We start from the raw sequence: 24,499 nt of genomic DNA, 5'->3' as shown, positions 1-24,499 counted from the left end.
TCGGGCTAGGGCCCCGGGGGGCCCTCCCCGGGGGGTGCGGGGGGGGGCGCCCGGGGGGGGGGGCCGGGGGGGGCGGCCCCGCCCCCCCCCCGGGCCCCGCCGACCTCAGAGCTTCTGCCAGGCCGGCTTGGCGGCGTAGGTGTCGCGGAAGTAGTCGGCGAGCTTGAGGCCGGAGGCGGCGGCCTCGTCGACCACCACGGTGGCGTGCGGGTGGAGCTGCAGCGCCGAGGCGGGGACGGCGGCGGACAGCGGGCCCTCGACGGAGAGCGCGACGGCCTCGGCCTTGGTCTCGCCGGTGGCGAGCAGGACGAGGTGGCGCGCCTCCAGGATGGTCCCGATGCCCTGGGTGATGACGTGGTGCGGGACCTCGTCGAGGCTGTCGAAGAACCGGGCGTTGTCCTCCCGGGTCTGCCGGGTGAGCGTCTTGATCCGGGTCCGGGAGGCCAGCGAGGAGCACGGCTCGTTGAAGCCGATGTGGCCGTCGGTGCCGATGCCGAGCAGCTGGAGGTCCACGCCGCCGGCCGCGGCCAGCGCGCGGTCGTAGGCGGCGGCCGCCGCGGCGATGTCCGTCGCGTTGCCGTCCGGGCCGAGGAAGGAGTCCTCGGTCAGGCCCAGCGGCTCGACGACCTCGCGCAGCACCACCGAACGGTAGGACTCGGGGTGGCCGGCGGGCAGGCCGACGTACTCGTCGAGCTGGCAGATGCGCGCCCGGGAGGCGTCGAGCCGGCCGTCGCGGACCCGCTCGGCGAGGGCCTGGTAGATCGGCAGCGGCGTCGAGCCGGTCGCCACGCCGAGCAGGGCCTCGGGCTTGCCGGTCAGCAGATCGGTGATCGCCGCGGCGATGAGTTCGCCGGCCGCTGAGGCGTCAGGGACGATCACGATTTCCATACTGGTCCACCGTTCTGAGCCGGGTGCTTGGTCTAGACCCTTGAGGTCTAGACCAGTTTGCCGTGAACGGGTGCCCCAGGTCCACTCGGCCCCTGGTCGGAGCCGCCCTGCCGGCCTCCGGACCGCCGGGAGCCGGCCTGTGAGGGCGACGCATGCCGACGGGCCGGCCGCCGGGTGCGCTGGCGGCCGGCCCTGGAACCGGGGCGCGGACGCCCCGGCGGATGGGGTGGGTCGGGTCGATCGAGGACCTCGGTACTGGTGGAGCGGCGGGGTCCGTCAGAACGGGTTGGTACAGGTGGTGACCTGCTGTGCCGCCTCCAGCGCCGGGCCGGCGGTGGCACAGACGATCCGCAGGTCGGTGGTGACGACGCGCGGGGTGACCGCCTTCGCGGAGCCCAGGCGCACGGTGGTCGCGGAGGCGACCGTCTCCCACGGGCTGCCCCAGGCCTTCTGGGTCCGCACCTCGACCTGGACCATCGTCAACTGGTGCGGGTCGGCGGAGACCTGGGCGACGCCGAAGAAGCCCTCACCGTCGTGCTGGTGCGAGATGCAGGGCGTGTTGAGCACGGAGGCGCAGGCCACCGCTTCGTTCTCGGTCGTCGCCGGGGCCGCGATGGCCGGTCCGGCCGCCAGGCCTGCTATCCCTGCCACCATCATCGTCACAGCTGCGATCCGAGCGCGCATGATATGAACCTCCTTGGAAATTAAGGGGATCTCACTCCTTGAGATGAGTCTTGCACAGAACGTGGACATGTCGTGTGTGTGTTGCGTCACACTCAAGGTGACCATTCAACTACGTGCTGCAACCACCCGGTGAACGGTCGACGGACCGGCAGGTGAGCGGCCTGGGGGCAACTCGGCGACGCCCGGGCCGGGTTGGCGATGTTCCTTCACTCGTCCGAGTGGCGAACTGCCGTCGGGACGAATCGGGCCGTTAGCATCGACCCGAACCGCGGAGGTGTCTGCGTGGACACGGTCATCGTGCAACTGCCCGACCGGGAGCCCGTGATGGCGCCCGGCGAACCGCCCGGCCTGCTGCGGATGGGCCCCGGCGAGGCCGCGGCGTTCGGCCGCGGCGAGCCCGGCCGTCCGGCCCCCATCCCCCTGCCCGACCAGGGCGTCTCCCGGCGCGCGGGGGAGGTCACCGCCGCCGAGGACTACTGGCGGCTCTCCAACTTCAGCACCTCCGCCACCTATGTGGTGGAGAACCTGGAGGGCGCGGGCGAGCACGTCAAGGTGGCGCCCGGCCGGCTCGGCGCGCCCGTCCCGTTCGAGTTCTCCCGGGTGCTGCTGCCCGCCCTCGGAGAACCCGCCTCGTTCAAGGTCTTCGCCCCGCAGCACGCCTACCTGGAGGGCCGGCCCGGCGGCGTCGACGGCGAACTCACCGTCAGCCCGTTCGCCCTCGACCCGACCGCCAAGTACTTCCTGGTGCTGCTCGCGCTCTGCGAGCCCCGGCTGCGCTCGCCCTCCGCCGCCGTCGTCCCCGGCGTGACGGAGGTGCTGGCCCGGCTGCGTGCCCTGCCCTCCTGCCACGGGCTGACCCGCTCGGCGGTCAACTACCACATCGACTACCTGGTGTGGACGAAACTGCGGCTGCGCGAGCCCTACGAGGACGGCCCCGGCGGCGGCAAGCGCGAGGAACTCGCGGCCCTGGCGCTGAGGTTCGACCTCGTCCGGGAGGAGCACCTGGCCCTGCTCCCGCCCCGGCGCCCGGCCTCCCGGCCGTGAGGCCCGTCGGCCAGCCGCCCGACGAGCCGGGGTCCGTCGAACCGCCGCCCTACAAGCCGCCGTCCGACGAGCCGGCGTCCGAGCAGCGGGTGCCGGAGGAGGACCGGCCCCTGCCGGACCAGCAGTTCGAGGTGCCGGCCGGCTACCGGCTCGCGGGCTACCGCACCGGCGCCTACCTCGGAGCCGGCGCCTGGGGCAGCGTGTACGCGGCCGAGGGCCCCGACGGCACCCCGGCCGCCGTCAAACTGCTCAGCCCCGCCCGGCTCAGCCCCGGCCAGCGCCGCACCATGACGGAGGTCGCCCGCAGCGAGATGCGCTTCAGCCGCCGCGCCGACCACCCCCACCTGATCCGCACCCTCGCCGTGACGGTCGTCGACGACCCGGCCCACCCCGGCCTGGACGGCGCCGTCGCCCTGGTGATGGAACGCGCCGCCCGCAGCCTCCAGGACGTCCTCGCCGCCGCCCGCCCCGGCACCCCGGTGCCCGGCGCCGGACGCGTCCTCACCGAGGTCTGCGCCGGGCTCACCCACATGCACCGGGGCGGCTGGGTGCACGGGGATCTCAAACCGGCCAACATCCTGCTGATGCCCGACGGCACCGCCAAGATCGCGGACTTCGGCCTCACCGCCGAACTGGAGGGCACCCACGCCTACACGCCGCCGCTCGGCTCGCCCGACCACGTCCCGCCCGAGTGGTGGTCCGAGCGCACCGGCGCGCGCGGCGTCGCGGTGCGCCCCAGCGCCGACATCTGGGCCTTCGGGGTGATCGCCCACCAGGTGCTCACCGGCGGCCTGCACCCGTTCCTCGGCGCCACCGCCCGGGCCCGCTCGCTGGCCGCCCAGGCGTACGCGCGCGGCGCGGCGCCGCTGCGGCTGGACGAGGCGCTGCCCGGGCCCTGGCGGGCCGTGGTCACCGCCTGCCTGGCCCCCGGGCGGGAGGAGCGGGCCCGCACCGACCTCGCCGCGCTGGTCGCCCGGGCCGGCGCGCGTCCGGCCTGCCGCCGCGGCGGCGCCCTGCGGGCCGCCACCGGCCTGCTGGCCTGCGCCGCCACCGTCCTCGCCCTGACCGGGGCCCCCGAGCCGGAGGCCGCGGAGCACGGCGCGGCCGTACCCGCCGCGGGGTCGGCCGCCCACCCGGCCGCGCCCCCGCTGCCCGGCGCGATCCCGGCCGGCTCCGACGTCCCGGTGGCCTACCGCGGCATGATCGAGGTCGCCGCCCGGCGCTGCCCCGAGCCCGAGATCACCCCGGTGCTGCTGGCCGCGATGCTCAAGGCCGAGAGCGGCTTCGACCCGAACGCGGCCAGCCCCGAGACCGGCGAGTACGGCATCGCCATGTGGACGCCCGCCGTCTTCGACGCCTGGTCGAAGGCTGCGGCCCACGACGGCCCCAAGTCCTACCTGGACCCGGGCGACGCGATCGCCGCGATGGGCAACTACGTCTGCTGGCTGGACCAGCAGTTCAAGCACCGGGGCCTCACCCGCGACCTGCCGGCCCTGGTGGCCGCTGGGTACCGGACCAGCGACAAGACCGTGGCGGCCGCCGGGGGCGTCCCGGAACGGGTCCGCCCGCACGTCGACAAGGTGCTCCGGTACCTCGCCGACTACGGCGGGTGACCGGGCAAAACGGGATGACCTGTACCACATCCGTCCGTATCCCGGCGCGGGCAACCGGGTGGGCGGCCCCCGGTCTGGGATGCTCGGCGGCATGATCACGAAGCTCCGCGCGGCCACCGCGCAATGGACCGTCGTCGTTCCGGTGGTGTCGTTCGTCGTCCTCGCCCTGACCTGGCACCGGGACCTGCCCGGTTGGGTGGTGGGCGTCGTCGCCTGCTTCCTGGCCGGCGCCGTGCTCGCCGCCGTGCACCACGCGGAGGTGATCGCGCACCGGGTCGGGGAACCCTTCGGATCGCTCGTGCTCGCGGTGGCGGTCACCGTGATCGAGGTCGCGCTGATCGTGACGCTGATGGCCGACGGCGGCTCCAAGTCCGCCACCCTGGCCCGGGACACCGTGTTCGCCGCCGTGATGATCACCTGCAACGGCATCCTCGGCCTGTCCATCCTGGTCGCCGCGATCAAGTACCGGACCGCCGTCTTCAACGCCGAGGGCACCGGCGCCGCGCTCGCCTGCATCGGCACCCTCGCGACCCTCAGCCTGGTGCTGCCGACCTTCACCACCAGCTCCCCGGGCCCGCAGTTCTCCACCACCCAGCTGGTCTTCGCGGCCACCGCCTCGATCGTGCTGTACGGGCTGTTCGTGACCACCCTGACCTTCCGGCACCGGGACTACTTCCTGCCGGTCACCCCCGAGGGCCGGGTGCTCGACGAGGAGGACCACGCCGCTCCGCCGACCGCCAGGGCCGCCTGGATCAGCCTGCTGCTGCTCGGCGTCGCCCTGGTCTCCGTGGTCGGCCTCGCCAAGGGCGTCTCGCCGACCATCGAGCACGCCGTGGACGAAGCCGGACTGCCGCACTCCGTCGTCGGCGTCGTGATCGCCCTGCTCGTCCTGCTGCCGGAGACCATCGCGGCGCTGCGAGCGGCGCTGAGCAACCGGGTGCAGACCAGCCTCAACCTGGCCCTCGGCTCGGCGCTCGCCAGCATCGGCCTGACCATCCCGGCCGTCGCGATCGCCTCCTACTGGCTCCCCGGCCCGCTCGACCTCGGCCTCGGCCCGGCGCACATGGTGCTGCTGACCCTGACCATCGTGCTCGGCACCCTGACGGTCATCCCGCGCCGGGCCACCCCGCTCCAGGGCGCCGTGCACCTCGCCGTGCTGGCCGCCTACGTGGTGCTGGCGCTCAACCCCTGAAGCCGCCGCAGCAGTTCCACGGAGCCCCTGCCGTCCGACACCGCCGTCGGAGGCAGGGGCTCCGTCGTCTCCCGGGGGCGCGTGCCGGACGGCGGCCCGCCGACGGGCCGGGCCCCGTCGCCGGCGCGGTGGTCAACGGCGGGTTCCGACCCGGCGGGTGGCCGCGCAGCCGCTGCGGTGGCCGGTATTGACCGGTCATCGGAGCGGGCCCGCGTGTCGGGGCGGCGGGCGGGTGCCGTGGTTCTCTATCGTCCGTCTCGGACCGCCGCGTCCGGCCGCGTCCGAATGGCCCCGTCCGAACGAACCTGTCCGAATGACCCTGCCCGGGTCCGTCCGGGGCCCCTGCGGCCCCGTCGGGCCCGCAGTCGATCCGACCCCGTGGGAGTGCGTGATGCCCGGCCCAGAGCAGCAGGTGCCCGCAGACGGCGGCCGGGCCCCCCGGCCCGCCCGGACCGAGGAGAGCGCCGACGTCATCGTGGTCGGCGCAGGCCCGGCCGGCTCCACCGCCGCCTACCACCTCGCCCGCACCGGCCTGGACGTCCTGCTGCTGGAGAAGTCCGCGTTCCCGCGCGAGAAGGTCTGCGGCGACGGCCTCACCCCGCGCGCCACCAAGCAGTTGGTGGACATGGGCATCGACGTCTCCGAGCAGGCCGGCTGGCTGCACAACCAGGGGCTGCGGCTGATCTCGGGCCGGCGCGCGCTGGAGTTCGACTGGCCCGAGCTGTCCGCCTACCCCGGCCACGGACTCGTCCGCCGGCGCGCCGACTTCGACGAACTGCTCGCCCGCCGGGCCGCCTCGGCCGGCGCCCGGCTGATCGAACGGGCCAGCGTGGCAGGCCCGTTGGTGGACGAGCGGAGCGGCCGGATCACCGGCGTCACCGCGAAGCTCGGCGACGAGCGCCGGCCCGTCAGCTACCAGGCGCCGGTCGTGGTCGCCGCCGACGGCAACTCCACCCGCCTCTCCGTCGCGATGAAGCGCTACCGCCGCACCGACCGGGCCATGGGCGTCGCCTACCGCACCTACTTCACCACCCCCCGCCACCAGGACCGCTACCTGGAGGCCTGGCTCGACCTGCGCGACCCGGGCGACCCCGCCCGCCGCCTGCTGCCCGGCTACGCCTGGGTGTTCGGCATGGGCGACGGCACCGCCAACGTCGGCCTCGGGGTCCTCGACACCGCCCACGTCGACCTCGACTGGCGCGACCTGCTCCGCCGCTGGTGCGACAACCTGCCGCCCGCGTACGGCTACACCCCCGACGCCGTCACCGAGCCCGTCCGCGGCTCCGCCCTCCCGATGGGCCTCAACCGCCAACCCCACTACGCCGACGGCCTGTTGCTCGTCGGTGACGCCGGCGGCACGGTCAGCCCCGGCACCGGCGAAGGCATCGCCTACGCGATGGAATCCGGCCGCTACGCCGCCGAGACCATCGTCCAGGCCCTCGCCCGGCGCACCGACCGCGGCCGCGAACTGGCCCTGCGCGCCTACCCGCAGGCGCTGCGCTCCGCCTACGCCGGCTACTTCGCGCTCGGCCGCCTCGCCGCCGACCTGCTCGGCCGGCCCAGGCTGCTCGGCGCGGCCGGCGCCGCCGGGCTCGGCCACCCGGCGCTGCTGAAGGTGGCGTTCCGGCTCATGGTCAACCTCACCGAGCCCAACTCCAAGGACGCCCTCGACCGGCTGCTCCACCTGGTCGGGCGGGTCGCGCCGGGGCGCTGACGGGGCGCTGGGGGGGGCACTGGCGGGGGCGCTGGCAGGGCCGGCCGTCCGGACTGTCCGGCCGGTGCCGAACCGTCCATTCTTTCGGGTGAACCGGTCCGACGTCCGGGGGTTGGCCGGAACCGGAGGATTCGGTGCGCCTTCGGCCAGGTCGTGTTGACGGATGATCAGCTGATCCGCTTGCCTGGTGCCGAAACGGACACGGAGGGTGAGCAGGACGCCCCCTCCGTGCCACCCCCCTCACGACGGAGACACCGTGCGCCTTCGCCTTCGCCTGCTCGTCGCGCCACTCGCCGCGGCCGCCGCCCTGCTCGCCCCGAGCATCCCGGCCGCAGCGGCCGACACCTCCACGGCGGGCACCTCCACCGCGGGCGCCTCCGCCCGGGCCGCCTCCGCCCGTGCCGCCACGCCCGCCGACGAGTGCTCCGCCGACTTCTACCAGGGTGACAAGCGGCTCGGCCCCGCCGACCTGCCCACCACCGGCCGGGTCGGCCGGGAACTCGTCGGCTACCAGCGCACCGGCTCCCTGAGCGAGCAGAAGTTCCTCACCACCTACTACGACCCGGCCGGCAACAACGGCGCGGGCGGCTGGATCTACCCGCCGTCCGACGGCTACGTCACCCTGCCCGACGGCACCCCGGTCGAGTTCGACCTCACGCTCTACCCGAACCAGAACATCGACCGCTACGGCAGCGAGTACGGCGCCTTCCTCGCCCCCGAGGGACTGCCCTACTCCACCCGCTCCATCCCGCCGCAGAGCCTCGACGGCACCCCGCCGGCGGGCTGCAACTACCACGACTACAAGGTGGTCAAGCCCTTCAAGGTGCACGCCGGCCCGATCGCCCCGTGGTTCGGCCAGCCCGGCTGGGGTCTGCAGTACCAGCTCGACGCGGCCCTGGTGCCCGGCGGCCCGGCCAAGCTGAACGTGCTCTGGCTGGTCGACAACGGGTACCTGTCCCGGATCGTCTGACCCGGCCGTCCGGGCGGCGCACGACGGGTCCGCCGTGCGCCGCCCCGCTCACCGGCCCGCTCACCGGCCGGGGAAATTCGCTGGCGGGCACCGGAGCGGGCGGGATAGGAAGGCCGGATGAGCACTCCCGAGACCTCCGCCGAGCGACGCGTCCTGCGGCCCGCCACCCTCGACCTGGGCGACGTCGCGCTGCGCCCCTGGGGCAGGGCCCTCGACGTGCCCGGTGGCACCGTCCCCGCCCTGGTGGCGGCCGCGGCCGACCCGGAGATCGCCCGCTGGAACCCGCTGCGCATCGCCGACCCGGCCGGCGCCGAGGCCTACCTCGACCGCTGCGACACCGGCTGGGCCGAGGGGAGCGCGGCCGCCTTCGCGATCACCGACGCCCTCGACGGGGCCCTCCACGGCAACGCCTTCCTGGGCTGGAGCAACCAGTCGGACGGCATCGCCACGGTCGGCTACTGGCTGCTCCCCACCGCCCGCGGCCGGGGCATCGCCACCCGCGCCGTCACCGCCGTCACCCGCTGGGCCGTCGCCACCGCCGACGCCCGCCGCATCGAGCTCTGGCACGCGGTCGGCAACGAGGCCTCCTGCCGCGTCGCCGACCGCGGCGGCTTCCGCCACGAGGGCACCACCCGGGCCTCCTACCGCTACGGCGGCGACTACGTCGACGAACACCTCCACGCCCGCCTCGCCACCGACCCGGACGCCGGGTAGCCGGGTTCGCCGACCGGCCGCCGAGCGGGTCCTCCCGGTGCCGGGAAACCGGTGGGCCGCAGGCTGCGCGCACGGCGGGGGAGCGGCCTAACCTGGAAGGGCGCGTACGGTGCGTGGCCCGGGAAGGGAAACGGTCGGCCATGACGGTGATCTCGGCGGCTCTCTTCGGTACCGATTGGCGCCCTGCGCCGCCCGGTTCCGCCGAACTGCTGCGCGAGTGCGCCGCCCGGGGCTGGACGGTCGTGCTGACCGGGCCCGGGCCGGGCGGGGCACCGGCCCTGACCGTGACCGCCCCCGGGCGTGACCCGGTGCGGGCCGCGCTGGAACTGGTCGGCGGCACACCGCCGCACGCCGTGGCGGTGGCCGGCAGCGTGCGCGAGGTGCTGGCGGCGCGGCGGGCCGGGGTGCCGTGCGTCGCCCTGGCGGCCGGTGCGGACGCCGGCCCCGAGCTGCGGGCGGCGGGCGCGGTCGAGGTCCACCGCGACGCCGACGCCCTGCTGCGCGTCCTGGACGACAGCCTGCTGGCCCGTCCCCGGGCCTTCGGCCCCGTGGGCGCCGCCGCCGGCGCCGCACCACACGCCGTAACCGGCGGCCCCCTGAGCGGTTAGCGCCTGCCCGTACCGGGCAACCGCCCGGGTGCGAGCACGTCACCGGAAGTGTCGGAGGTGACCGAGATGGACGGACCCGCGTTGAGCGGATGGGAGCGACGGCTCCTTGAGGAGATCGAGTCCGATCTGCGCCAGGACACGCGCCTCGACCGGAAGTTGAGCACGATGGGCGCCAAGTCGCCGAGCCGGGTCCGGCGCGTGCTGCGCGGCGTCGGGCGCCGCCTGTCCGCCGGGGTGGTGCTGACCGCCCTGGTGATGTCCGCGATCTGCCTCAGCATCGGCGTGCGGACCCCGACCACCGCGGTGCTGACCGCCCTCGGGCTGGTGTGGGCGGCCTCGGTGGCGGCGGCGATCGCCACCTCGGCGCTGCTGCGCCGCCGGGCCGCGGGCCGGGGTGAGGGCCGGGACCAGGCTTCGGGCCGGGACCGGGGCGAACGCCGTGCCGAACCCCCCGACCGGGACGAGCGCCGCGAACGCCGCCCCTGGGACCAACCGGAGGCGTGATGACCACCGACCTGTGGGAGTACCGTCCGGGCCCCCACCATGCTGCCGACCTGAACCTGACCGGGTACGAGGTGCAGGCCACCGACGGCCCGCTCGGCCGGGTCGAACAGGACACCGGGGACCACCTGCTGGTCGATGCCGGGCCCTGGGTGGCGGGCACCCGGCTGTCCGTCCCGGTCGGCGTGGTGTCGCGGATCGACCACCTGGAGCTGGCCGTCCACCTGGACTGCCCGCGCGCCCGGCTCAGCCCCGCCCCGCCCGCCGCCGTCGCCCTGGGCTCCGCCTGCGATCCGCACCGGCGCTGAGCCGTGGGCTGGCCGTCCACCACGCTCACCGGCCGGACGATCGCCTTCCTGGTCGCGCCGTACGGGGCGGAGCAGGTCGAGCTGACCTCGCCGTGGCAGGCGGTGGCCGAGTCCGGCGGCACCCCGCGGTTGCTGTCCACCGGCCCCGGCCGCGTCCAGGCCGTCCGACACCGGGCCCCGGGCGACACCTTCGCCGTCGACCTCCTCGTCGCCGGGGCGCGGCCGGCCGCCTTCGACGGCCTGGTCCTGCCCGGCGGCGTCGCGAGCCCCGACGCGCTGCGGCTGGACGAGGCCGCGGTGGCCTTCGTCCGCGCCTACTGCGCCTCCGGCCGCCCGGTCGCCGCGATCTGCCACGCCGCCTGGACCCTGATCGAGGCCGACGCCGTCCGCGGCCGCACCCTGACCTCCTGGCCGAGCCTGCGCACCGACCTGCGCAACGCCGGAGCCCACTGGGTGGACGAGGAGGTGCACGTCTGCCGCGCCGGCCCCGGCCCCCTCGTCACCAGCCGCCGACCCGCCGACCTGCCGGTCTTCAACGACACCCTGGTCACCGAGTTCGTCCACGCGGCGAAGCGGCGGAAGGGGTGAACCCGCCTCCCGCCCCGGGGAGTTCCGGGTCGGCCGGGGCCCGAGGTGCACAGGGGGCGGTCAGTCGCCGCGCAGCCGGACGAAGCCGGCGACGGGCGGGCGGCCGGTGAGGGTCACTTCGGCGCGCAGCGGGCCGGTGAGGGGGTGGACCGGGCCGTGCTCGGGGTCGGTGACGGGCGGGCCGGCGAGGGGAGCGGCTGCCTCGGCGACCTCGCGGGCCTGGACCGGGGTGAGCCGGGGAGCGCTGAGGAGCACCCGGCCGTCGTCGAGTTCGAGGACGAGGGCGTGCGGACGGGAGGCCGGACCGGTGAAGGCGCGGACGGTGGCGTCGAGGGTGTCGCTGCGGCGGTACTTGACCCAGGCGCGGCCGGCGCCGCGCGGGCGGTAGGGGGAGCCGGCGGCCTTGCAGACCAGGCCCTCGACGCCGGTGTCGGCGAGGCCGGTCATCCAGTCCAGCGCCTCCGTCCGGTCGGTGGTGGCCAGCACCGGCTGGATCGGCGGCGGGACGTCGGCCAGGGCGGCGAGCAGCAGTCGGCGGCGGTCGGTGAGCGGCAGCCGGCGCAGGTCGCGGCCCGGCAGGGCGAGCAGGTCGAAGGCGATCAGGCCGAGGACGACGTCCGGGGCGGCGGCCCGGGCCCGGCGGGTGCGCAGCAGTTCCCCGAAGGCGAACCGGCCGGCCCGCCAGGCGACGAGTTCGGCGTCCAGCACCAGCCCTTCGGGCAGCCGGGCGACGGCGGCGGCGATCGGCGGGAACTCGGGGGCGAGGTCGCGGCCGGTGCGGGACTGCAGGACGGGCGGGCGGGCGCCGCGGGCGAAGGCGACGCAGCGGAAGCCGTCCAGCTTCAGTTCGTACTGCACGCCCGCGCCGCCCAGGCCGTCGGCGGGTGGGACGGCGGTGACGGCGGCGGGGCGCATCACCTCGACGGGCGGGTGGAGCACCTGGCGGGGCTGTTCCTGGCGGGGCGCCTCCTGCGGGGCCGTAGGGCCGGCGGGGAGCGGCCGGGCCTGCTCCGGGTCCAGCAGTGGGGCGAACAGGTCGCCGTGGGCGGCGAGGCGCTCCGGCACCTCGGCGAGGGTGAACACCAGGTCGTCCGCCGTGCCGGCGCGCTCCAGCTCGGCCCAGGTCAGCGGGGTGGAGACCGTGGGCAGCGGCCGGGCCCGGAGGGTGTACGGCGCGGCGGTGGTCTTCCTGGCGTTGTTCTGCGACCAGTCGACCAGCACCCGGCCGGCCCGCCGGGCCTTCGCCATGGTGTGCACCACCAGCTCCGGGTGGTCGCCCTCCAACGCGGCGGCGAGCGCCTTCGCGTACGCCGAGACCCGGGCGCTGGGGGTGGGCTCGATCGGGACCAACAGGTGCAGGCCCTTGGAGCCGGAGGTCTTCACCCAGGCCGCCAGGCCGTCCGCCGCGAGCCGCTCGCGCAGCAGGACGGCGACGGTGCGGCAGGTGAGGACGGACGCGCCCGCACCGGGGTCGAGGTCCAGGACGAGGCGGTCGGCGAGCCCGGGCGCGGCCGCGTGCCACTGCGGGACGTGCAGTTCCAGACAGCCCAGGTTGGCGGCCCAGAGCAGCGCGGCACCGTCGTCCAGGACCACCTGGCGCAGGTCGCCGCCGCTGCTCGGCACCTCGACGGTGCGCACCCAGCGCGGGGTGCCGGCCGGCGGGTTCTTGGCGACGAACACCTCGGCCTCCACGCCGTCCGGGCAGCGTAGGAAGGAGACTGGGCGGTCGCGCAGGTGGGGGAGCAGGGCGCCGTGCACGGCGGCGTAGTAGCGCAGCACCTCGCCCTTGAGGGTGCCGGTGCGCGGGTAGTACACCTTGTCGAGGTGGGAGAGCGCGAGGGTGCGCCCGTCCACCGTGAGCTGCGGCATGGGTGCTCTCCGGAGCCTGGGTGGGCCTGTGCGTGGCCCCCGCAGCCAGTCTGCCCGGGCGGCGGCGGGGGCGCAGCCGGTCCGCCGGCGCCGGAGGCGGGTCGCTACCCCCGCGCGGGGGCGGCGGGCCGCGGCGCACCCCGGTAGGTGCCGAAGTACCACTGGTTGCCCTCCGGGTCGGCGGCGGCGAAGTCGCGCGAGCCGTAGTCCGTCTCGGTGAGCGCGGTGGTGATCCGGGCCCCGGCGGCGACGGCGCGGTCGTGCACGCCGTCCGGGTCCGCGGTGACCACGTACGCGGTGAAACCGCCCGGCCGGCCCGGGCAGGGCGCGCCGCCCTCGGGCGTCTCCCGGTCGGAGCCCAGCATCACGCCGCCGCCCTCCGGCCAGGCCAGTTCGGCGTGGGCGACGAACTCGCCCTCACCGTAGGCGACGACCTCCTGGAAGCCGAAGGCGTCGACCAGGAAGCGGATCAGGGCCCGGGCGTCGGTGGCGCGCAGGCTGGGCCAGACCTGCGGGGCGGGGGCGGCGACGTCCATGGCTGTCTCCTCGGGGGGGGGGCTCGGGTTGCTTACGCCTCCCACTCTGCGGCCGCCGCACCCGCCCCGCCTTGGACGTTTCGGAACTTCGCCTCCTCCGGGCCCTCCGCCGCCAGCCACGCGCTCGGCGCCGCCCCGGCCAGGGCCCGGAACTCCCGGGCCAGGTGCGCCTGGTCGAAGTACCCGCAGCGGACGGCCAGGTCGCCGAGTCGGGGCGGCGGCGAGGCGGCCAGCAGGTGGCGGGCCCGGTCGAAGCGGATCACCCGGGCGGCGGCCTTCGGCGTCAGACCGGTCTCCCGGCGGAACCGCTCCTGGAGGTGCCGGGTGCTCCAGCCGGTCTCCCGCGCCAGCGCCGCCACCGGCAGGGCGCCGTTGCTGCGCCGCAGCGCCCGCCAGGCCCAGCCGACCTCCGGCGGCACCTGCCCGGACGGGCGGGCGGCCCGCAGCAGCGTCCCGTCCAGCACGGCGAAGCGCTCGGACCAGGTGCGCGCGCACTGCAACTGCTCCTGGAGGCGCGGGCCGAGCCGCCCCATCACCTCCTCCGCCGGGAGGTCGATCCCGGCCAGCTCGCCGGCGGGCAGCCCGAACAGCGCCCGGGCGGCCAGCGGGTGCACGGCGATCTGCACGCCGGACTGCCGGCCGTCGTGGGTGATCAGCGCCGGGCCGGTGTGCAGGCCGCCGAGCAGTGTCGGGTAACTGCCGGGCGGCTGGGCCGGGTCGGGGTGCCCGGCGATCACCAGCGGCTCGTCGAGGGTGAGGATGAACGTCAGGTACGGCGACGGCAGGCCGCGGTGCAGGGCGGGCGGGATGCCGCGCTGGCGGTACCCGGAGTACCAGGCCACGTACGGGCGCAGCGCGGGTGCGGGCCGGGCGCGGACGGCTTCGTCGATCAGGCCGGCGTCGGTGTCTGCGCCGGCTGGGGACGTCTCGGGGGTTTCCGTCGTCACGTTCCCAGTATCGGCCGCCCGGGCCCGGCCGGTCCCCCGTACCGGCCGGGCCCTTCGAGGGTGCCGCACGGCGGGGGCGGGTGTCTTGGACAAACGCGCACCGGGGCCGCCGAGTTCGGCCGCCCTGCGGGCGTCCCGATGAGGCAGCCGTCTCGCCCAGTGGATCATCCTTTCTTGCCAGGCGAGATGGGCGCACACTGGTGGGCATGGGAAAGCAGTACGAGAGCATCGACGGCAGGCTGCGGGAGTTCATCGAACGGCAGCCCGTCTACTTCGTCGCGACCGCGCCCCTCTCCACCGACGGGCACGTCAACGTCTCGCCCAAGGGCCGCTCCGGCACGCTCGTGGTGATCGACGAACTCACCCTCGCCTACCTGGACTTCGGCGGATCCACCGCCGAGACGGTCGCCCACCTGCGGGAGAACGGCCGGATCACGCTGATGTGGTGCGCCTTCGACGGCCCGCCGGCCGTGGTGCGGGTGCACGGCCGGGGCGAGCCGGTGTTCCGTGACGACCCGCGCTTCGCCGGGCTGTTGGGCCTCTTCGACCCCGCCGTCGACGGTTCGGGGCTGCGTGCGATCGTGCTGGTGCGGGCCGAACGGGTCAGCGACTCCTGCGGGTTCGCCGTCCCGCTGATGGACTACCGCGCCGACCGCGAGCTGCACGCGCAGTTCTTCGGCCGCAAGGACGAGGAGGAGTTCAGCACCTACTGCGAGGGCAAGCAGTACGTCGGCACCAGCATCGACGGCCTTCCTGCTCTCCCGCTGCCGCTCCCGCCCCGGCCGGACAGGACCTGACGGGCCGTCGGGCCGGCGCTACGGGCAGGGTTCCTCGACGCGCATCGCCGTCAGGCCGATCGCCTGCCCGGTCAGCACCTCGCCGGCCGCGGGGCTCTGCCCGCACACCCGCCACTCCCACTGCACCACCACGACCCGCCCCCGCGGATCGGCGTCCCGCACGCTGACCGGGTACCAGAGGGGCAGCAGCGCCCGTGCCGCCAGGACGGTCTGGCCGCGCAGCTCGGGCATCGGTGGGTGGGGCGGGCTGGGCGCGGGGATCGCGTAGCCGGGCCGGTCGTCCGGCGGCAGCGTGCGGCCGGGATCGGTGTGCGGATCGCAGGCGGCCAGCCCGAGCGAGGCCACGAGCACGAGCAGGGTCCAGGTGCGGCGGCGCATGGTCCCCCCGGTGGAATTCGCCTACGGTCCCGGCGAACCGACCGTACCGGCCGTGCGGTGCGCCGGGTCGGTTCGTGACCGGCTCGCGGCCGGACCGTCGCCACCTCGGTACGCGCCGGGGCCCCGGGGAAGCCCGTGGCGGAGCGGAACGGCGCCGCCGACCTCGCTACGGACGGCAGTCATCCGGTTGCCCTGGGTGTCGGATGGGGGGAGCGTGATGGTCATGATACGAACCCTGCGTGCGACCGTCCTGGCCGCGCTCTCCGTAGTCCTCGTGGCCTGGCCGGCCCAGGCCGTCACCGCCCCGCGCGCGGAGCGGTCGGCGACCGCTCGGCTGTCCGTCGAACTCTGCCCGCCCCCGGGCCCGGTGGTCCCGGGCGAGAGCGGGATCCTGGAGGTGCGCGTCACCAACCGGGGCCCGGCGGCGACCACCGATCCGACCCTGGTGGTCGTCCATCTGCCCCCGCCGGGCGTGGTGAAGTCGGCCGACCCGCCGGTGGCGCTGACGTACTTCGGGACGGGCAGCTCCTATTCCGTCCCGGCCGGCCTGGCGCCGGGGGCCACGTCCGTGGAGCGGCTGTCGCTGTACGTCGCGCCGATCACCTCGCCGTTCACCACCATCAGCGGTGACGTGCAGGCCTTCTACCCGGGCGACCCGGACCAGTCCGGCCACACCACGCCGTACAGCTTCACCACCGACGACACCCGGGCCCACTTCATGGTCGGCGCCTCCTCCGCCTGGCAGGCCGGGCACCCGGTGCCGCAGCCGGGCGACCTCACCGGCGCACCCGGGGCCACCATCCACCTGCCGCTGTGGGTGTACAACGCGGGTCCGTCGTACTCGACCCATCCGATCGACGTGCGGATCACCGTGCCGGAGCACACCACGCTGACCAGCCCGACGCCGTCCGGCTGCACGGCCACCGGGCCGCGGACCCTGACCTGCCACTACGGGGTCGGGCCGCGCTACCAGGACGCGATCTTCATCGACCCGGCCGTGGTGATCGATCCGGCGACGACCGCCGGCCAGGTGCTGCCCGGCGGGACGCTGGACGTCTCCGGGCGGGAGGACTGCCCCTCGCCCGACTGGCACACCGACTTCTCGGTGACGGTGGTGGCCGGCGGCCCGCCCGGCGGCGGTCCGGAGCGGGCCCCGGTGCGGTAGCCCGACTCGCTCGACCGCCGTCCGCGGGCGCGGCCCGCAGGCCGGCGCGTGCGGTCGGCCGCAGCGGGCGGGAACGCGACGACGCCGCCGCACCCGGGGAGGGTGCGGCGGCGTCGGGGGCCCGGGACAGGCGGGCCGGGGGGTGGGGACTACTTGCCCAGGCCGGCCTTGACCGAGCAGATCGGCCAGGCGCCGGGGCCCTGGGCGGCGAGGACCTTCTCGCCGATGGCGATCTGCTGCTCCTTGGTGGCCTGGTGGGCCTGCGGGGCGTACGCGGTGCCACCGAAGGCGGCCCAGGTGCTGGAGGTGAACTGCAGGCCGCCGAAGAAGCCGTTGCCGGAGTTGACGGCCCAGTTGCCGGTGGCCTCGCAGGAGGCGACCTTGTCCCAGACGGTGGCCGGCGCGGCGGAGGCGCTGGTGGCCGTGACGAGGCCGGCGACCGGCAGGGCGGTGATCGCCCCGGCCATCAGAGCCATCCGGACGCGGTTGCGGCGCTTCGGGGTGGCGGTGGTGGTGGCAGCGGCAGTCTCGTTACGGAAGGTCATGCGATTCCTTTCGGAGGAGGCTGCGAGCGCGCGGAACCAGGCCCTCGGAAGGCCGTCGGTTTCGGGGGGACACGTCACTCGCGTGGTCCGGCACCGTTCCGGTTCCGGGGCGGTGAAGCCGGCCGGAGCGGAGTGCTTGGTGCAACGGATTCGAAGGTACGGGGGCGGTTGAGGCGGTTTCAAGGATTTGGAGGTTTAGGCACGTCAGGAGGCCGTTACCGGGCGTAAGGATCAAGGAAATGACATGATTTGGCCCGATTTGCCACCATTTGCAAGATCAAACCACCCGGCGAAGTGGTCTGGGTCACGCCGAAAGCCGTGTGAGCCCGCCCACATCGTCGACAGCGCGTGACGTCCCGGCATCCCCCGGTGGCGAAATCGCCGCACCGCCCGGCACCCCGGGTGGCCCGCACCACAACCCTCACCGGGAGGGCCCCCTCCGCTCACGCACGGTGGCGGGCATAGCCTCGGGGCCATGAGCAACGAGAGCGATGCAGAGGACGTGGAGGCCGTCGGCGGCGCCGAGAAGCCCGGGGCGGCAGCGGTCCCCGCGGGCTTCGAACTGGGGACGGACGGGCCCAAGGTGATCCTGGCGGGGCTGGACGGCTCCGACTCCTCCTGGCGCGCCACCGCCTACGCCGCCGGGTTGGCCCGCCGCCAGGGCGCCACCCTCGCGGTCGCGTACGTCCAGCCGGTCCTGGGCGCGGCCACCGCGCTGGCCGGGGCCGTGGTGGAGGAGACCACCCAGGAGATCGCGGACGAGCTGCTGTCCGCCCTGCGCGAGGCCGAGCACCACGTGAAGGAGGTGTGGCGGGTGGAATGGCGCTTCCTCACCATGCGCGGCGACCCCTATACGGGGCTGGCCAAGCTTGCGGACGAACTGCGCGCCGACGCCGTCGTGGTCGGCGCCTCCGAGCAGGCCGGGCACCGGGTGATCGGCTCGGTCGCCGTCCGCCTGGTGAAGGCGGGCCGCTGGCCGGTCACCGTGGTGCCGTAGCGCGGCCGGGCCGCCCGGCGGGGGGCCCGGCGGCGGCGGGTAGGGTGCGTGACCATGACGGAAACGCCGGGCGCGCACCCCACCGGGCCCGCCCACCCGACCGGCAGCGACCTGCACCTCGACCTCCCCGCCGTCGGGGGCCGCCGTGCCGCGCTGATGGCGGCCCTGCGCGAGGCGATCCGCAGCGGCCGGCTCACCCCCGGCACCCGGCTGCCGCCGTACCGCGCGCTCGCCGCCGACCTCGGGCTGGCCCGCAACACCGCCGCCGAGGCGTACGCCGAACTCGTCGCGGAGGGCTGGCTGACCGCCCGTCAAGGTTCCGGCACCGTCGTCGCCGAGCGCGCCGAACCCGTCCCGCCGAGCCCGTCCCCCCGACCCTCCACACGGCCGGGGCCCGTCCACGACCTGCGCCAGGGCCAGCCGGACGCCGCGTCCTTCCCGCGCACCGCCTGGCTGGCCGCCGCCCGCCGGGCCCTGACCGCGGCGCCCAACGAGGCCTTCGGGCCCGGCGATCCGCAGGGTCGGCGCGAACTGCGCACCGTCCTCGCCGACTACCTGGCCCGCGTCCGCGGGGTGCGCACCGACCCGGACCGGATCGTGGTCTGCTCGGGCTTCGCCCACGCGCTGCGGCTGCTGTTCGCCGGCGGGGCGCCCGCCCTGCCGCCCGAGTCGACCGGGCCGCTGGCCGTCGAGGCGTACGGGCTGGGGTTCCACCGCGGTCTGCTGGCCGCCGCCGGGGTCGCCACCGTGCCCCTTCCGGTCGACGAACACGGCGCCAGGATCGGCGGGTTGGCGCACCGTCAGGACGTCCGGACGGCCCTGCTCACCCCCGCCCACCAGTTCCCGACCGGCGGACCGCTGCACGCCGGCCGCCGCGCCGCCGTGGTCGACTGGGCGCGCGGGCGCGGCGGCCTGCTGCTGGAGGACGACTACGACGGCGAGTTCCGCTACGACCGCCAGCCGGTCGGCGCCGTCCAGGGGCTCGACCCCGAGCGGGTGGTCTACCTCGGCTCGGTCAGCAAGAGCCTGTCACCGGCGCTGCGGCTCGGCTGGATGGTGCTGCCGGACCACCTGGTCGACCGGGTGCTCGCCGCCAAGGGCGAACGCGAGGGCTGGGCCAGCGCGTTGGACCAGCTGACCCTCGCCGAGCTGATCGACTCCGGCGGCTACGACCGGCACGTGCGGCGGATGCGCCGCCGCTACCGGGAGCGCCGCGACCAGCTGGTGGCCGCGCTGGCGGCGAGCGCCCCGCACATCGGGGTCTCCGGCGTCGCGGCCGGCCTGCACGCCGTCCTGCGGCTGGAGCCCGGCACCGAGCACGCGGTGCTCCAGGCCGCCGCCCGCCGGGGCCTGGGCCTGGACGGGCTCGCCGACTACCGGCACCCGGGGATCGGCCCGGAGGCCATGCCGACCGCGGACGGCCTGGTCGTGGGCTACGCCACGCCGCCCGACCACGCCTACCCGGCGGCGCTCGCCGCGCTCTGCGACATCCTGCCGCCGCCCGCCTGAACCGGCCGGGCCCGGGGGCGTCCGGACCGGCACCGGCCTGCCGGGCGGCCGGCTCCGGGCGGCCGTCCGGGGCGGCGGGCGAAGCATAGGGCCCCGGGCGGGGGAGTGGGGGCCGAACGCGGCCGGGGTGGTCCACGGCGTCCGCCCCCGACTCGTGCGTCGGTACGGACCGGGGCGGAGCGGGGCAACGGAACCGGTACGGCGCCCTACGCTCTTTGGTCATGCGCAGAACACATTTGAGCCGTGTCGCCCTCGCCGCGTGCCCGGCCCTCGCCGTCGGTCTGCTCCTCTCCGCCACACCCGCCCAGGCCGACACCCCGCTGCCGTTCACGGCCGTCTCCGACCGGCAAACGACCGTCCGGGGCGGCGAGTTCACCTTGACCCTGACGCTCAGCAACCCGTACGACACGCCGATCCAGTTCGTGTACCAGAGCGTTCAGCCGACCTACCAGACCAGTCTGGAGAACGGCCTCAAGTTCACCGCCACGGCTTGCGGCACCCAGACCAACGGCTGCAGCGACAACGTCCACGGCGGGATCGCCCGGTACAACGTGCCGCTCGCCCCCGGTGCCACGAGCAGCTTCACGGTCACCTACACCGTGGCGCCGGACTCGACCTGCGGTGCGGCGACCAGGATCGACTTCTACTCCTACCTGTACTACGAGTACAAGGGGGGCGAGGCCAAGAACTCCGGCATCGTCGGCATCCCCGGCAGCCAGATCGCCTGCGCCTGACGCATCGCCCGACCGGCGCTCCCTCGCCGCTTCCCCGTCGCACCCCCACTGCGCATCCCCGATCCCCCGTCAGGTGCCGGCCGCCCCCGTCCCGGCACCTGACGGGCCGTTCGCGTGCCCGGATCCCGGTGGCGGGCCGGCGCCCGTGGTCGGGGCGCAGCCGACCGGCCCCGTTGTGCCGGCCCCCGTTGGCGACCCGCTCCCGCCGATGTCGTACGGGAGGTACGCCGCCTGTCCGCCGCCTGCTGCCCGCTGTCCACGCGCGGGCGCCGCCGGCGCGGGATCCGCGGTGGGGAACGGATGTTCTCGCGACCCGGGGCCCGAGCGGAATGGGACTGCTTCAGATTCACCCTATCGGGGGGTAGTCGGCCTTCCCGCGGGTCCGGTCGGGCGCTGGTGATCTAGGGTTCCCGATGGGCCGCCGGGAGACGGTGGCCGTGATCGCGATGAATCGCCAACACCCCCATCGATACGCGTGTCTGATGAGCCGTCATGGCATCAGTCGGGGTGGATCGGGGCGACCCCGTCGCCGTCCGACCCTGACCGCGTGATCCGACCAGATGAATGGAGACCCCTGCCGATGCCCGTGGACACGAGCCCGGAGACAGCGCAGGTCCCGCAGCAGTCCAGCCTCACGACAGCCGCTGCCCGCAACCTCGCCACCACGACCAAGTCCGCACCGCAGATGCAGGAGATCACCTCCCGCTGGCTGCTCAAGGTGCTCCCCTGGGTGCAGGCCGCCGGTGGCGCCTACCGTGTCAACCGACGGCTCACCTACACCGTCGGCAACGGTGTGGTCGAGTTCATCAAGACCGGCTCCCAGGTCCGGGTGATCCCCGCCGAGCTGGGTGAGCTCGCCCTGCTGCGCGGCTTCGAGGACGAGGATGTGCTGACCGCCCTCGCCGACCGCTGCGAGCAGCGCGACTTCGGCCCCGGCGAGGTGCTCACCACCCAGGGCGGGGCCGCCGACCGGATCTTCCTGATCGCGCACGGCAAGGTCAACAAGATCGGCACCGGCAAGTACGGCGACGACACCGTGGTCGGCGTGGCCGGCGACGGCGACCGCTTCGGCGACGACGCCCTGCTGAACCCGGACGCCGTCTGGGAGTTCACCGCCACGACCGCCACCGCCGGTGTCGCGCTCACGCTGACCCGCCGCGACTTCGCCGCCATCCGGGACAACTCGCCGAGCCTCCAGGAGCACCTGCTCGGGTTCCTGGCGCTGCCGCAGCAGGCCCAGAACGAGCGCGGCGAGGCCGAGATCGCCATGTCGGCCGGCCACCACGGTGAGTTCGAGCTGCCCGGCGCCTTCGTGGACTACGAGCTCAAGCCCCGCGAGTACGAGCTGAGCGTCGCGCAGACCATCCTCAAGGTCCACACCCGCGTCGCCGACCTGTACAACGAGCCGATGAACCAGATCGAGCACCAGCTCCGGCTGACCATCGAGGCGCTGCGCGAGCGCCAGGAGCACGAGCTGGTCAACAACCCCGAGTTCGGCCTGCTCAACAACGCCGACTTCGACCAGCGGATCCAGACCCACTCCGGCCCGCCCACCCCGGACGACCTGGACGAACTGCTCAACCGCCGCCGCGACCCCGACTACCTGCTCGCCCACCCGCGCACGATCGCCGCGATCGGCCGCGAGTTCAACGCCCGCGGCCTGTACCCCCACCACGTCGACCTCGGCGGGCAGCAGGTGCCGGCCTGGCGCGGGGTGCCGATCCTGCCGTGCAACAAGATCCCGATCACCAAGGAGAACACCAGCTCCATCCTGGTGATCCGTACCGGTGAGGACAACCAGGGCGTCATCGGCCTGCACCAGAACGGCATCCCGGACGAGTACCAGCCGTCGCTGTCCGTCCGCTTCATGGGCATCGACGAGAAGGCGATCATCTCGTACCTGGTCAGCGCCTACTACTCGGCCGCGATCCTGGTGCCGGACGCGGTCGGCGTCCTGGAGAACGTCGAGATCGCGCACCGCCGCCACTGAGGACGGCCGACGGCGGGCCCGGGCCGTAACCGGCCGGCTCGAAGATCGTTTGACCTGATGACGGACGGCCCGCCCCCGGAAGGCGGGCCGTCCGCCTGATCGTTCCTCATCACGTCTGATCGCATCTGATCACGCCTGCCCGCGTCCTCCTGCGGGCCGGGCGGATCGCCCTGTTCCGATCCCGTCCCCGGCGACCCGAGAGGTGAGTGGAGCCCATGCCGCAGCGCCGGCAGTCCCGACGGATATCGCTGGACGGCGGTGGGGGTGCGGCCTCCGGCCGGCGGACCAGGCTGATCGGCGCCGCGGTCGGCGTGGTCGCGATGTGCGCCCTGGTCGGCGGCGCCTCGGCCTCCGGTACCGAGCGTCACGGCGGGGGCCGGCAGCACGGCACGGCCGTCGACTCCTGCGTCTGCACCGCGACGGACGTGTCGGTGCAGGTCGGGCCGGGCGGGGAGGTGAACGTCGGGGTCGACGTGGACGTCCAGGTCGGCGTCACCGTCGCCCCGAAGGCCGAGGGCCCCAAGCTCCCTCGCCGGCACCACCCGTGCGGCGGGCACGGGGGCCATGACGAGGGAGACGACGGGGACCACGACGGGGACCACGACGAGGACTGGTGGCACGGGGACTGGTGGCACCACCACCATCACCACCCGCACCCCTGCCCGAGCCCCACGCCGACCCCGACGCCGAGCCCCACCCGCACGCCCAGCCCGACGGCGACCCCGACGCCGACTGCGACGCCGACGCCTTCGCCGACGCCCAGCCCGACTCCGACACCCGTCCCCACGCAGTCGCCGACCCCCGCGCCGACAACGCCGGCTCCCAGCAGGACACCTGGGCCCCCGCCGCCGCCGGCGGCACCCGCGCCCCCTCCGCCGCCCGCGCCGAACCCGCCCGCGCCCCCGGCGCCGGCCCCGGCGGCGCCCGCGCCCCCACCGGCTCCGGTGGCCCCCAGTCCGGACGCGCCGAGCCCGGTGCGCCCGAGCCCCACGCCGACCCCGGCGGCGCAGCCCGTCTACCACGTGCGGGCGGCGCAGCCGCCGGCCCCGCTGCAGCACCACCACAACGCCCCGGCGACGACCACCATGCTGCTGGTCACCGTGCCCGCCATCCTGGCGGCGGCGGCCCTGCGCCCGGGCCGTGGACGCGGCCGTTCCGGCCGTTCCGGGCGGTCCTGACCGCCCCACCGAGGCGGTCCGCCCCGGCCCCCGGTCCGGCCCTGGAGTCCGACCTGCCCGGCCCGGGGCCGTCCTCGACACCTTTGTTCCGTCACAAGCCGAGCCAGAGAAGGGAGTTCCCATGTCCGAATGGTTGGCGTTGGCCATCGCGATGGCGGCGGCCTGTGCCGTCGTGGTGGCGGTGGTGGTGCTGCGGCACCGCCGGGTGGGCACCGAGAAGAACGTCGACGAGACCCCGGACGTCATCGACTACATCACGATGATGATCGGCGTGGTCTACGCGATCGTCCTCGGCCTCGCCCTCGCGGGTGTCTGGGAGGCGCGCGGCGCTGCCCAGGACGACCTGTTCCGGGAGGCGCAGTCGTTGCAGGAGGTGAGCGACCGGGCGGTGGTCTACCCGGCCGAGTTCCGCGACCAGGTCCGGGCCGACGTGGACGCCTACGTCTCGTACGTGGTGAAGGTCGAGTGGGACTACATGCGCAAGAACGGCGAGATCTCCGACAAGGGCACCGAACTGCTGGACAAGCTGCGGGTGGACGTCGCCACCCGGCCGCCGGCCTCCGAGCTGGAGTCGCAGTCCTACCAGCCGATCATGGACCGGATCAGCCAGGCCGACGACGCCCGCAACTCGCGCGGGCAGAACGCCGGGCCGACCATGCCCGGGGTCGTCTGGTTCGGCCTGATCACCGGTGCGGTGGTGACCGTCGGCATGCTGTTCGCGCTGCAGATCCGGCGCACGCCACGGGAGTTGATCCTGGCGGGCTGCTTCAGCGCGCTGATCGCGTTCCTGCTGTTCATGATCTGGGACTTCGACGATCCGTTCGGCCGGAGCGTCTCGGTGACCACCCAGCCGTTCGTCGACCTGTTCCCCTCCCTCGGGCTGAAGGGCTGAAGGCGTTGAGCGAGGTCAGCTGAACCTCGCCGGAGCACGGTGGGGCCGCGGGGAGATCCGCGCGGGGCCACCGGCGTGGCGGCCGTGACCGCAGGGTGGCGTCCATGGGGTTGTGGCGCGGGCCGGAGGCGTGGTCGT

The 24,499-nt window shown here is 75.0% G+C and carries 25 protein-coding genes and 1 pseudogene; 18 read left to right on the top strand and 8 right to left on the bottom strand.

Annotation, left to right across the window (positions count from 1 at the left end):
• Positions 1-105: 105 nt before the first annotated feature.
• Both ACFVTF_RS37870 and ACFVTF_RS37865 read right to left on the bottom strand, forming a co-directional pair.
• A complete protein-coding gene (locus ACFVTF_RS37870; RefSeq protein WP_387818769.1) occupies positions 106-888 on the bottom strand; it encodes a glucosamine-6-phosphate deaminase in 783 nt (260 codons plus the stop codon).
• Between the two features lie 276 nt (positions 889-1,164).
• A complete protein-coding gene (locus ACFVTF_RS37865) occupies positions 1,165-1,572 on the bottom strand; it encodes a hypothetical protein (RefSeq protein ID WP_387818767.1) in 408 nt (135 codons plus the stop codon).
• Between the two features lie 282 nt (positions 1,573-1,854).
• On the opposite strand from ACFVTF_RS37865, the gene ACFVTF_RS37860 reads away from it, so the two are divergent.
• The 10 genes from ACFVTF_RS37860 (at position 1,855) to ACFVTF_RS37815 (ending at position 10,824) form a co-directional block, all read left to right on the top strand.
• Positions 1,855-2,616 (top strand): serine/threonine protein kinase, encoded by a 762-nt coding sequence (locus ACFVTF_RS37860; RefSeq protein ID WP_387818765.1) that lies wholly within the window; start codon positions 1,855-1,857, stop codon positions 2,614-2,616.
• The gene (locus ACFVTF_RS37855) at positions 2,613-4,229 is read left to right on the top strand and encodes a serine/threonine-protein kinase (protein WP_387818763.1); all 1,617 of its coding nucleotides are present in this window, start codon (positions 2,613-2,615) and stop codon (positions 4,227-4,229) included. The genes ACFVTF_RS37860 and ACFVTF_RS37855 overlap by 4 nt, the downstream gene beginning before the upstream one ends.
• Positions 4,230-4,320: 91 nt before the next feature.
• Entirely contained in the window at positions 4,321-5,421 is a 1,101-nt protein-coding gene (locus ACFVTF_RS37850) for a calcium:proton antiporter (RefSeq protein ID WP_387818761.1), read from the top strand.
• A 391-nt stretch (positions 5,422-5,812) separates the two neighbouring features.
• The gene (locus ACFVTF_RS37845; protein WP_387818759.1) at positions 5,813-7,135 is read left to right on the top strand and encodes a geranylgeranyl reductase family protein; all 1,323 of its coding nucleotides are present in this window, start codon (positions 5,813-5,815) and stop codon (positions 7,133-7,135) included.
• Between the two features lie 256 nt (positions 7,136-7,391).
• Positions 7,392-8,105, top strand: a complete 714-nt coding sequence (locus tag ACFVTF_RS37840; RefSeq protein ID WP_387818757.1) for a TNT domain-containing protein — start codon at positions 7,392-7,394, stop codon at positions 8,103-8,105.
• A 117-nt stretch (positions 8,106-8,222) separates the two neighbouring features.
• Positions 8,223-8,819 (top strand): GNAT family N-acetyltransferase, encoded by a 597-nt coding sequence (locus tag ACFVTF_RS37835; protein ID WP_387818755.1) that lies wholly within the window; start codon positions 8,223-8,225, stop codon positions 8,817-8,819.
• Positions 8,820-8,959: 140 nt separating this feature from the next.
• Complete coding sequence (locus ACFVTF_RS37830; RefSeq protein WP_371522132.1) at positions 8,960-9,427, top strand: HAD family hydrolase; 468 nt, start codon at positions 8,960-8,962, stop codon at positions 9,425-9,427.
• Between the two features lie 66 nt (positions 9,428-9,493).
• On the top strand, positions 9,494-9,931 hold the full coding sequence (locus ACFVTF_RS37825) for a hypothetical protein (protein ID WP_387818753.1): 438 nt from the start codon (positions 9,494-9,496) through the stop codon (positions 9,929-9,931).
• The gene (locus ACFVTF_RS37820) at positions 9,931-10,236 is read left to right on the top strand and encodes a PRC-barrel domain containing protein (protein ID WP_387818751.1); all 306 of its coding nucleotides are present in this window, start codon (positions 9,931-9,933) and stop codon (positions 10,234-10,236) included. Before ACFVTF_RS37825 ends, ACFVTF_RS37820 begins: the two co-directional genes overlap by 1 nt.
• Positions 10,237-10,239: 3 nt before the next feature.
• On the top strand, positions 10,240-10,824 hold the full coding sequence (locus ACFVTF_RS37815) for a type 1 glutamine amidotransferase domain-containing protein (protein WP_387818749.1): 585 nt from the start codon (positions 10,240-10,242) through the stop codon (positions 10,822-10,824).
• A 60-nt stretch (positions 10,825-10,884) separates the two neighbouring features.
• On the opposite strand, the gene ACFVTF_RS37810 is transcribed toward ACFVTF_RS37815, so the two are convergent.
• From ACFVTF_RS37810 to ACFVTF_RS37795, 4 genes and pseudogenes are all read right to left on the bottom strand, one after another.
• Complete coding sequence (locus ACFVTF_RS37810; RefSeq protein WP_387818775.1) at positions 10,885-11,739, bottom strand: DNA ligase; 855 nt, start codon at positions 11,737-11,739, stop codon at positions 10,885-10,887.
• 75 nt (positions 11,740-11,814) lie between these two features.
• A pseudogene (gene ligD, locus ACFVTF_RS37805) lies at positions 11,815-12,693 on the bottom strand (non-homologous end-joining DNA ligase); the annotation flags it as partial.
• Between the two features lie 104 nt (positions 12,694-12,797).
• The gene (locus tag ACFVTF_RS37800; protein ID WP_387818747.1) at positions 12,798-13,229 is read right to left on the bottom strand and encodes a VOC family protein; all 432 of its coding nucleotides are present in this window, start codon (positions 13,227-13,229) and stop codon (positions 12,798-12,800) included.
• A 32-nt stretch (positions 13,230-13,261) separates the two neighbouring features.
• A complete protein-coding gene (locus tag ACFVTF_RS37795) occupies positions 13,262-14,176 on the bottom strand; it encodes a helix-turn-helix domain-containing protein (RefSeq protein WP_387818745.1) in 915 nt (304 codons plus the stop codon).
• A gap of 206 nt (positions 14,177-14,382) precedes the next feature.
• Between ACFVTF_RS37795 and ACFVTF_RS37790 the strand changes: the two genes are divergently transcribed.
• Positions 14,383-14,973, top strand: coding sequence for a pyridoxamine 5'-phosphate oxidase family protein (locus tag ACFVTF_RS37790; protein WP_387818743.1), 591 nt, complete (start codon positions 14,383-14,385; stop codon positions 14,971-14,973).
• 18 nt (positions 14,974-14,991) lie between these two features.
• On the opposite strand, the gene ACFVTF_RS37785 is transcribed toward ACFVTF_RS37790, so the two are convergent.
• Positions 14,992-15,351, bottom strand: a complete 360-nt coding sequence (locus ACFVTF_RS37785) for a hypothetical protein (protein ID WP_371522146.1) — start codon at positions 15,349-15,351, stop codon at positions 14,992-14,994.
• Between the two features lie 223 nt (positions 15,352-15,574).
• Between ACFVTF_RS37785 and ACFVTF_RS37780 the strand changes: the two genes are divergently transcribed.
• Positions 15,575-16,516, top strand: a complete 942-nt coding sequence (locus tag ACFVTF_RS37780) for a hypothetical protein (RefSeq protein WP_387818741.1) — start codon at positions 15,575-15,577, stop codon at positions 16,514-16,516.
• 149 nt (positions 16,517-16,665) lie between these two features.
• Here the strand turns inward: ACFVTF_RS37780 and ACFVTF_RS37775 are convergent, their stop codons facing one another.
• Positions 16,666-17,061, bottom strand: a complete 396-nt coding sequence (locus ACFVTF_RS37775) for a transglycosylase family protein (RefSeq protein WP_363617297.1) — start codon at positions 17,059-17,061, stop codon at positions 16,666-16,668.
• Between the two features lie 475 nt (positions 17,062-17,536).
• Between ACFVTF_RS37775 and ACFVTF_RS37770 the strand changes: the two genes are divergently transcribed.
• The 6 genes from ACFVTF_RS37770 (at position 17,537) to ACFVTF_RS37745 (ending at position 24,361) form a co-directional block, all read left to right on the top strand.
• Complete coding sequence (locus ACFVTF_RS37770; protein WP_387818739.1) at positions 17,537-18,058, top strand: universal stress protein; 522 nt, start codon at positions 17,537-17,539, stop codon at positions 18,056-18,058.
• A gap of 54 nt (positions 18,059-18,112) precedes the next feature.
• Positions 18,113-19,567 (top strand): PLP-dependent aminotransferase family protein, encoded by a 1,455-nt coding sequence (locus ACFVTF_RS37765; protein ID WP_387818737.1) that lies wholly within the window; start codon positions 18,113-18,115, stop codon positions 19,565-19,567.
• 221 nt (positions 19,568-19,788) lie between these two features.
• Positions 19,789-20,301, top strand: a complete 513-nt coding sequence (locus tag ACFVTF_RS37760) for a hypothetical protein (RefSeq protein ID WP_363587458.1) — start codon at positions 19,789-19,791, stop codon at positions 20,299-20,301.
• Between the two features lie 580 nt (positions 20,302-20,881).
• A complete protein-coding gene (locus ACFVTF_RS37755; protein ID WP_371522155.1) occupies positions 20,882-22,291 on the top strand; it encodes a family 2B encapsulin nanocompartment shell protein in 1,410 nt (469 codons plus the stop codon).
• Positions 22,292-22,506: 215 nt separating this feature from the next.
• The gene (locus tag ACFVTF_RS37750) at positions 22,507-23,469 is read left to right on the top strand and encodes a hypothetical protein (protein ID WP_387818735.1); all 963 of its coding nucleotides are present in this window, start codon (positions 22,507-22,509) and stop codon (positions 23,467-23,469) included.
• A 121-nt stretch (positions 23,470-23,590) separates the two neighbouring features.
• The gene (locus tag ACFVTF_RS37745; protein WP_063350621.1) at positions 23,591-24,361 is read left to right on the top strand and encodes a DUF4239 domain-containing protein; all 771 of its coding nucleotides are present in this window, start codon (positions 23,591-23,593) and stop codon (positions 24,359-24,361) included.
• The last annotated feature ends 138 nt before the right edge of the window (positions 24,362-24,499 follow it).

It is taken from the genome of Kitasatospora sp. NPDC057940 (assembly GCF_042887425.1).
Classification (GTDB): Bacteria; Actinomycetota; Actinomycetes; order Streptomycetales; family Streptomycetaceae; genus Kitasatospora.
This window is presented reverse-complemented; position numbering and strand designations above follow the sequence as displayed.

Bases quoted from the DNA above. Each gene is read 5' to 3' on its own strand.
- ACFVTF_RS37870 (WP_387818769.1), bottom strand. From the start codon at position 888: ATGGAAATCGTGATCGTCCCTGACGCCTCAGCGGCCGGCGAACTCATC.
- ACFVTF_RS37865 (WP_387818767.1), bottom strand. From the start codon at position 1,572: ATGCGCGCTCGGATCGCAGCTGTGACGATGATGGTGGCAGGGATAGCA.
- ACFVTF_RS37850 (WP_387818761.1), top strand. From the start codon at position 4,321: ATGATCACGAAGCTCCGCGCGGCCACCGCGCAATGGACCGTCGTCGTT.
- ACFVTF_RS37845 (WP_387818759.1), top strand. From the start codon at position 5,813: ATGCCCGGCCCAGAGCAGCAGGTGCCCGCAGACGGCGGCCGGGCCCCC.
- ACFVTF_RS37835 (WP_387818755.1), top strand. From the start codon at position 8,223: ATGAGCACTCCCGAGACCTCCGCCGAGCGACGCGTCCTGCGGCCCGCC.
- ACFVTF_RS37830 (WP_371522132.1), top strand. From the start codon at position 8,960: ATGACGGTGATCTCGGCGGCTCTCTTCGGTACCGATTGGCGCCCTGCG.
- ACFVTF_RS37825 (WP_387818753.1), top strand. From the start codon at position 9,494: ATGGACGGACCCGCGTTGAGCGGATGGGAGCGACGGCTCCTTGAGGAG.
- ACFVTF_RS37820 (WP_387818751.1), top strand. From the start codon at position 9,931: ATGACCACCGACCTGTGGGAGTACCGTCCGGGCCCCCACCATGCTGCC.
- ACFVTF_RS37810 (WP_387818775.1), bottom strand. From the start codon at position 11,739: ATGCGCCCCGCCGCCGTCACCGCCGTCCCACCCGCCGACGGCCTGGGC.
- ACFVTF_RS37800 (WP_387818747.1), bottom strand. From the start codon at position 13,229: ATGGACGTCGCCGCCCCCGCCCCGCAGGTCTGGCCCAGCCTGCGCGCC.
- ACFVTF_RS37790 (WP_387818743.1), top strand. From the start codon at position 14,383: ATGGGAAAGCAGTACGAGAGCATCGACGGCAGGCTGCGGGAGTTCATC.
- ACFVTF_RS37785 (WP_371522146.1), bottom strand. From the start codon at position 15,351: ATGCGCCGCCGCACCTGGACCCTGCTCGTGCTCGTGGCCTCGCTCGGG.
- ACFVTF_RS37780 (WP_387818741.1), top strand. From the start codon at position 15,575: ATGATACGAACCCTGCGTGCGACCGTCCTGGCCGCGCTCTCCGTAGTC.
- ACFVTF_RS37775 (WP_363617297.1), bottom strand. From the start codon at position 17,061: ATGACCTTCCGTAACGAGACTGCCGCTGCCACCACCACCGCCACCCCG.
- ACFVTF_RS37770 (WP_387818739.1), top strand. From the start codon at position 17,537: ATGAGCAACGAGAGCGATGCAGAGGACGTGGAGGCCGTCGGCGGCGCC.
- ACFVTF_RS37765 (WP_387818737.1), top strand. From the start codon at position 18,113: ATGACGGAAACGCCGGGCGCGCACCCCACCGGGCCCGCCCACCCGACC.
- ACFVTF_RS37760 (WP_363587458.1), top strand. From the start codon at position 19,789: ATGCGCAGAACACATTTGAGCCGTGTCGCCCTCGCCGCGTGCCCGGCC.
- ACFVTF_RS37755 (WP_371522155.1), top strand. From the start codon at position 20,882: ATGCCCGTGGACACGAGCCCGGAGACAGCGCAGGTCCCGCAGCAGTCC.
- ACFVTF_RS37750 (WP_387818735.1), top strand. From the start codon at position 22,507: ATGCCGCAGCGCCGGCAGTCCCGACGGATATCGCTGGACGGCGGTGGG.
- ACFVTF_RS37745 (WP_063350621.1), top strand. From the start codon at position 23,591: ATGTCCGAATGGTTGGCGTTGGCCATCGCGATGGCGGCGGCCTGTGCC.